We start from the raw sequence: 7,173 nt of genomic DNA, 5'->3' as shown, positions 1-7,173 counted from the left end.
TTATCGTCGCCTGCTTTCCCATAGCGGTTAATAGTTTGGCGACTGAAATCGTACACAGGCGACAAGCCATGCCCCACTACTTCAACAAGCACCAACCAATCTGCGCAAAAATCCGGGCGTTATCCCGGTATCTGCGCCTTGCCGCCTTCACGCACCCGGTATTCCCGGGGTTCGCGCACCATCACCACCAGCGAGACGATGGCCAGCACCATGATGATCGCGCCGGCACCGAACGCCGCTGTCATCCCGTAGCGCCTGTACAGCAGACTTCCTCCGGCCAGGGCGAGCACCGAGCCGATCGAGCCCATGAAGTTGATGATGCCGTTGGCCTTGCTGCGCACGGCGGAAGCCGTCACGTCGGGCATCAGCGCCACGATAGGCGCCCGCCACGTGGACATGAGTATCGCGTAAACCACCACGGCGATCACAGTAAGCGTAGTTCCGGGCGCGATGGCTATCAGCATCAACGCGACCGCGCAGATCGGGGCCACGAACAGGGCGAATGGCAATCGACGGCCCCAGCGCGTGCGCACCGAATCCGACAGGATGCCGAACAGCGGCTGCAGGGTGAGACCGCAGAAATTATCGATGCCCATGATTGCGCCGACCACAGCCGTCGGCAGCAGCAGATCCTTGAGCTTGATGGGGACGTAGGCGTTGTACAAGGCCCACGCCGCGGAGATGGCGAGCATGCCGAATCCGATAGAGAAGGTGCGCCCGTAGTCGAGTTTTGCAGCCGTGTTGGCGCGGCTCGTCGCTGCACCGGAGAGCTGCGCTGCTGATTCAGCCGACAGGAGTTGGATGGTGCTGTCAGCTGTCCCAAACGGTGTGGCGGAGGTTTCGGGATTAGTCATTGCTTCTGCTCCTCGTGATGATGCCTGGTTTGAAGATGGCGCGTGCGGTAAATCGAAAAGAACATTGTGAGCACCATGCCGTCATGCTTCGCCGTCGTCTCGAATGTGCCTGGCGACGCCCGGCACATCGGTGATGATCGCGTCGACGTGATGCGCCACGAGCCAGCGGATGCTGTCGGGCTCGTCCACGGTCCAGGCGCGCACCGTCACTCCGGATCTGAGGAATCCATTGAGCACGCCGGGCCCTTCGGTCAGATTGCGGTAGTAGGGATGCGCCGCCGAGGCTCCGATGTGCTTGGCATACGCCCATGGATCCACGAGCCCTTCGTTGTACAGCGGCGCGATCTGGGCGGCGGAGTCGAGCCGAGTGAATTCCAACAGGCTGAAATGGTTGAAGGTGGAATAGCACACCTGCTCGTTCATGTGCAGGTCGGTGACGAGACGCAGGATCTGCGCTTCGATGCCCGGATAGATCACGTCGGTGCTTTTCACTTCGATGTTGACGAATTTATTATGTTCGCGCATGAGCTCCAGCGCATCGCCCAGCAAGGCGATGCGGGCGGCAGCGAGCCCGGGTCTGGTTTTGGAGAAATCGAGGCGGCGCAGCTCCTCATAGGTGTGCTCGCCGACCAATCCATGGCCGTCGCTCAGGCGCCCCAGCTGGGCATCGTGGATGCACACCAGCCGTCCGTCGCTCGTACGCTGCACGTCGAGCTCCGTGCCGTCCGCCCCTTCGTCGAGCGCGGCTTGGAAAGCCTCCATGGTGTTGGGCGGCGCTGCGTGCGTGGCTCCGGCATAGCCCAGGATTTGCGTACGTTTGGCGGGCGTTGCCGCAGGCGTGCTCGACGTATCTGACAGGCCTGTTTCGCTCAGAACATTCATGTCGGTGGCGTTGCATGCATCACTTGCGGTTTTCACATTGCTCGCGACTGTCATGCTTCCATCTTGGGCCATGGCGAGGTGTTTTCGGCAGCTTCCTGCCGACCGGTGTATGAACGTCTGATGAACTGTTGGTTTTCAACGGATGCGGCGAGGTTCGAGCATCAGGGATCGTTTGTGCATTCGCGATGAGAGATACGGCACAGGATTATATGAGTACGAACGAGTATCGTGGAGCATTATGGCTGGAATGATCCTGAAGGAAGATGTGGAGAAGGTGCGCGGTGCGGCGGACCTGTACGACATCGTGTCCGCGTCTGTGACGCTCAAGCCTTCGGGAACCGGCACGTACGTAGGGCTGTGCCCCTTTCACGACGAGAAGACGCCGAGTTTTTCGGTGCGTCCGTCATTGGGCGTCTGGCACTGCTTCGGCTGCGGTCTGGGTGGCGACGTGTTCGGCTACGTCGAGCAGCAGGAGAACATCGACTTTCGTGAGGCCGTGGAGCTGCTGGCCGACAAGTACCATATCGAACTGCATTACGAGGCCGGGTCGGGCCGCGAAGAGCATTCCGGATCGAAACGCACGCGGCTGCTGGATGCCAACGAGGAAGCGCAGCGATTCTTCGTCTCGCAGATCCTGACGAAAGAGGCGCTCGCGGCGCGCAAGCTTCTCGGCGGGCGCAACTTCAGCCAGGCTGACTGCGAGCGCTTCGGCTGCGGGTATGCTCCGCAAGGCTGGGACAATCTCGTGCGCTACCTGGCCGGCAAGGGTTTCACCCAGCAGGAAATGCTCGATGCCGGGCTTGCGCGCCAGGGCCAGCGCGGCGTCTACGACTATTTCCGCGGGCGGGCGACCTGGCCGATCCGCGACTCCACTGGGCGCACGCTGGGCTTCGGCGCACGGAAGCTGTACGACGACGATACGATCGGCGCGAAATACATCAACACCCCGGACACGCAGCTCTATCGCAAGACGCAGGTGCTCTACGGCATTGATCTGGCTAAGTCGGCCATCGTGAAAAAACGTCAGGCAGTCATCGTCGAAGGCTATACGGACGTGATGGCCTGTCACTTGGCCGGCATCGACACCGCCGTGGCGACCTGCGGCACCGCCTTCGGCGCGGAGCACGCCAAAATCGTGCGCCGGCTCATCTCCGACGATTCGCTCGGAGCCGTGCAGCTCATCGGGCCGCTCAATGTGGAAGGGCAGTCGCTCAGTTCGCGCATCGTGTTCACCTTCGATGGCGATGCGGCGGGGCAGAAGGCGGCGCTGCATGCTTTTTCCCTTGATTCGGCGTTCCTCTCGCAGACTTTCGTGGCGGTCGCCGACAGCAATCTCGACCCGTGCGACCTGCGCTTGGAGCAGGGCAACGAGGCGGTGAGTTCGCTGATCGAGCATGCGAAGCCGCTGTATGATTTCGTGATCGATGCCGCCATCGCGCGCTTCGACACGTCATATACGACCGGCCAGATGGGCGCGGTCAAGGCTGCTGCCCCGCTGATCGCGCAGATTCGCGATCGCTCGCTGCTGGACATATACACGCGTAAGGCGACGCGCCGCATCGGCGTGGACCTAGACATCATGCGCCGCGAGGTCAATGTCGCACGGCGGCAGCAGAATGTGCGCGACGATGACGCCTATGCGTCGAAACGTCGATACGGTGGGTCGGCAGCTGGCGGTGCGGGCGGTTCCGGTGGTTTCGCGGGCTTGGGGGAGCGCGGGCAGGATCCGTACGCGAACCCGGCCCGTCGCAAGGCGCTTGAGCGCCGCGACGCCAACGAGCAGACCTATTATCGTATTGATGACGCCGTGTTCATCTGCGAGCAGCAGTTCATGGCCATGCTCATCCAAGTGCCTCGTGCCATCAACCATACGTGGTTCGCGCGGCTGAGCCTGTCGAATTTCATGACCCCGGTGTTCCGCTCGCTCTTCCAGGTAGTGGCCGCCGCTGGCGGATTGCCCAGTGACGACGAGCCGCAGGGGCTATGGATCCACAGCCTCACCAAGGCAGGCGGGCCGATGCTCGAACAGGTCATCAACGAGCTGGCTGTCATGCCGCTGCCGCTGCCACCTGACCCGCGTGATTCGTCCGGCTCTGCGGGCGCTGCAGTTGGCTCGGGGAACTCGTCGGCCGGAGTCCCGATCGGCTCGGCGATGCGCAACGGGCAGATCGTCCAGGCTGCGGCCGTGCAACTGCGCACACCCAGCCCGGCCGAGCAGCGCTACGCCGCCGAATTGCTCGTGCGGCTGCTCGACATGGGCTTCATGCGCCGCATCGGCTCCGCCAAACGCAAGATGTCGCAACTGCCCGACGGCGAGGAGAAGATCACGCTGCTGGGCGACATCACCACGATGGAGACCGCCCGCAAAGACTTACAATCACAGGTCTACGGCAATGTGGCTTGAGCGATTGCGCTTGCGCGGGTCTGAGTGGCCTGGGTCTGTGCTGCGTAGACTGGGTGACGACGATGCGTTTGAGCTGCCTCGCAGCTGCGAAAGCCTGAGCAGCCCGGTGCTTCCTCAGTGTTCTGGGCTAAGGAATCTGAATGGTCGAACTGCTTGAGAAGGTTGGGCGCTCTGAGCAGCGGCACTGCTCCAGACAGTTGGGCTACTCTGCTGGTCGCGGCTCCTTGGGCAGTCAAGAGGGAAGGTGTTGAAGCATATATGCGATATGAATCGCAGTTGTTGGGCGTAATTGCCTGCTTGTTTGGGGACCGTCGGAGTCGTGATAGCCTTACGTAATGGATTTTCGGGCACTTTTTGCGTTGCATGGGGGAATATTCGCCTCGCGTAACGCAAAATCCGGCTCTATGCGCGTCCGCTGGCAAGTTCCAGAACTGATGGCATTCGCAAACTCCGATGATTGCAACGATCGGGAAAATTGATTCCTACCATTTTCAGTTACGGAACCCGCAATATGCCAGCGATCATGTTCCGCGACGCAGGAATCTGCCAAGGAATGCAGAATTGCCTCCTCTCGTGTCCTATGGCAAAGACGTTGTGTCCATATATCAACCAATCCGAACGTTTGACTTCAAGAAACTTCATTTATGGTTTTACGCTGATCCCGGCTGCCGCTTTCCGTCGAATCGGGTTTGCCTGTGTGCGGTCGCCCGCGCCCGCGCCCGCGTGCGCGTGTGGTTGTGCGGGTTGCGGCGAGGCCCGTAGCCCGTTGGTAACATGCAAGGCGCACAATTGCTGGCATGCTGGAACTTACCCCCGAGATGCACCCTGATGTGCACTGGTCGATTATGATCCGCGATGTATCGAAGGTTCGCCTGGAGAACGAAAACGAGGGCGGTGGCAGGGCTTCCGGCCCCACGCCCAGCCCTAGCTCCACGCTGTTCGCGCTCAACCCCGCTGATTGTCTCAAAACGGCGAGCATCGGCAAGCTGTTCCTGCTGGCCGAAGTGATGCGGCAGGCCGAGGTGGGGACCATTTCCCTAGTTGACGTGATCGACAGGGACTATGAGCGGCCGGACGACCCTATGGAGGATTCCGGGTTGCTGTACATGCTGAATGCGCGAACTTGGACCGTTGCCGATTTGGCTGTGCTGATCGGCGCGTTCAGCGACAACTACGCTACGAATCTGCTGGTGGAGCATGCGGGGCTGGGGAACGTGCAGCGTTGCACTCGCGAAATATTGGGTTATCGCACATCTAATCTGCTCGACAAAGTGCGCTGGGAGCGGCCGCCCGGGCCGCAATCTCCCGATGACATGTCGCGCGGGTGCGCGGATGAACTCTGCGACTATATGTCGCGGCTGGCACATGGCACGCTGATCAGCGCCGAAGCTTCGCAGCAGATCATCCGTTGGCTTGCCGCCGACGCCGACACGTCGATGGCGTCCGGCGCCTTCAACGTCGATCCGCTCGCCCATTGGCCTTCCGATGCTGGATTCCGGCTGTGCCACAAGACCGGCACCGAGTCGGACGTGCGCTGCGATGTCGGGCTCGTCAGGGCCGAATCGACGGGGACAAGCGTCACCTGGGCGATACTGGCTAATTGGGACAAGGCGCGCCACGGCGACTTGCGTGACGAAGTCTTAGCAGGCATGCGCGGACTCGGCGCGAAAATCCGGCGCTATGCGTGCGCCGAAACCGAGCAGGAACGCGGCGGCGTATGGGAGTGAACGCCGCATTGAATGCCGAACTGTGCCACGCGCCCAAAGGCTCTCGCAACCTGATCACCGACGTGCCAGGCGTCACGGTAGGCCATGTGTCGCTGCTCTCGGCGCCCGGCCGGGTAACAGGCGCGTCTCATGCTCCCGCTTCCGAGTCCGGCATGGGCCCGCACACCGCGATTCGTGTCGTGCCGGGCAAACGGACGGTGCGCACCGGCGTCACGGCGATCGTTCCGCCGGGCGACTGCTTCGCCAGCAAGCTGCCCGCTGCGGCTTACGTGTCCAACGGATTCGGCAAAAGCATGGGGCTGGTGCAGGTCGAGGAGCTGGGCAGCCTGGAGACGCCGATCCTGCTGACCAACACCTTCTCGTGCGGCGCATGCTTCGACGCGTTGGTTCGCTACTCGATGGACCGGCACGAGGAGATAGGCGTGAGCACGGGGACGGTCAACCCCGTAGTGCTCGAATGCAATGACGGGACGCTCAACGACATCCGGGCGATGAATGTCATGCCCGAAGACGGACTGAAGGCGATTGCCCGAGCTGCGCCGGAATTCGGCGAAGGCGATGTCGGCGGCGGCAGCGGCATGGTATGTTTCGGCTTGAAAGGCGGCATAGGCTCGTCGTCGCGCGTCGTGGAATTCGACGGCCGGCAGTTCGCCATCGGCGTGCTTGTGATGTCCAATTTCGGGTCCATGGAATGCCTGCGCTACGACGGCCGGCCGATCGGCAGGAGCCTGGCGCACGAACTTGCGCAGGAAACGCGCGAAGAGTCTTCGGAACCTGCGGATCTCGACGGACACAGACAAGGCGGCGAAGACAAAGGCAGCATCGTCGCCGTGGTCGCGACTGACCTGCCGGCGGACTCGAGGCAATTGCTGCGGCTGTGCAAACGGGTGACGGTCGGCATCACGCGCTGCGGTGGCTACATCGGCAACGGCAGCGGGGAGATCGTCGTGGCGTTCAGCACGGCGAACCGCATCGCACACTGGGCCGGCGAAGACCGTGAAGGCAGCCATGAACCCATGGTCACTCAAGGCGAACGGCTGAACGAGAACGTCATGGACACATGCCTGCGCGCAGTGGCAGCCGCCAGCGAGGAATCGATCATCAGCTCCCTGGCCCACGCCCATAGCGTCATCGACGGCGCATACGGTTCGGCGCTCAGTCTGCGTGACGCATGCCGCAGGGCGAGTATTGCGATACCCGGAATCTAAATAAGTCCGATGCGCTCGAACCGATCCGGAACAGGCAAAACCGACTGAACAAACCTAATGGCAAATCCAAACAGGATCATACAGGCAACACAAGGAGC

General features: G+C 61.8%; 5 protein-coding genes. 3 read left to right on the top strand and 2 right to left on the bottom strand.

The window, feature by feature from the left end; translation table 11 throughout:
* Positions 1-119: 119 nt before the first annotated feature.
* Both LKG04_RS00840 and LKG04_RS00835 read right to left on the bottom strand, forming a co-directional pair.
* Entirely contained in the window at positions 120-854 is a 735-nt protein-coding gene (locus tag LKG04_RS00840; RefSeq protein ID WP_291760851.1) for an MFS transporter, read from the bottom strand.
* 81 nt (positions 855-935) lie between these two features.
* Positions 936-1,790 carry a glycerophosphodiester phosphodiesterase family protein gene (locus tag LKG04_RS00835; protein WP_291760849.1) on the bottom strand — a complete coding sequence of 285 codons (855 nt, stop codon included), beginning with the start codon at positions 1,788-1,790 and terminating at the stop codon, positions 936-938.
* Positions 1,791-1,974: 184 nt separating this feature from the next.
* Between LKG04_RS00835 and dnaG the strand changes: the two genes are divergently transcribed.
* The 3 genes from dnaG to LKG04_RS00820 all read left to right on the top strand — a co-directional run bounded on the left by dnaG (position 1,975) and on the right by LKG04_RS00820 (position 7,075).
* Positions 1,975-4,140, top strand: coding sequence for a DNA primase (gene dnaG / locus LKG04_RS00830; RefSeq protein WP_291760846.1), 2,166 nt, complete (start codon positions 1,975-1,977; stop codon positions 4,138-4,140).
* Positions 4,141-4,937: 797 nt separating this feature from the next.
* Positions 4,938-5,867, top strand: coding sequence for a serine hydrolase (locus LKG04_RS00825; protein WP_291760845.1), 930 nt, complete (start codon positions 4,938-4,940; stop codon positions 5,865-5,867).
* Positions 5,858-7,075 carry a P1 family peptidase gene (locus LKG04_RS00820; RefSeq protein WP_291760843.1) on the top strand — a complete coding sequence of 406 codons (1,218 nt, stop codon included), beginning with the start codon at positions 5,858-5,860 and terminating at the stop codon, positions 7,073-7,075. Before LKG04_RS00825 ends, LKG04_RS00820 begins: the two co-directional genes overlap by 10 nt.
* Positions 7,076-7,173: the final 98 nt, after the last annotated feature.

Source organism: Bifidobacterium sp. (genome assembly GCF_022640935.1).
In the GTDB taxonomy this organism is placed as follows: Bacteria; Actinomycetota; Actinomycetes; order Actinomycetales; family Bifidobacteriaceae; genus Bifidobacterium.
This window is presented reverse-complemented; position numbering and strand designations above follow the sequence as displayed.

What these genes read in the sequence shown, in the direction of transcription:
- LKG04_RS00820 (WP_291760843.1), top strand. Translation starts at nt 5,858, where the DNA reads ATGGGAGTGAACGCCGCATTGAATGCCGAACTGTGCCACGCGCCCAAA.
- LKG04_RS00835 (WP_291760849.1), bottom strand. Translation starts at nt 1,790, where the DNA reads ATGACAGTCGCGAGCAATGTGAAAACCGCAAGTGATGCATGCAACGCC.
- LKG04_RS00840 (WP_291760851.1), bottom strand. Translation starts at nt 854, where the DNA reads ATGACTAATCCCGAAACCTCCGCCACACCGTTTGGGACAGCTGACAGC.
- LKG04_RS00825 (WP_291760845.1), top strand. Translation starts at nt 4,938, where the DNA reads ATGCTGGAACTTACCCCCGAGATGCACCCTGATGTGCACTGGTCGATT.
- dnaG (WP_291760846.1), top strand. Translation starts at nt 1,975, where the DNA reads ATGGCTGGAATGATCCTGAAGGAAGATGTGGAGAAGGTGCGCGGTGCG.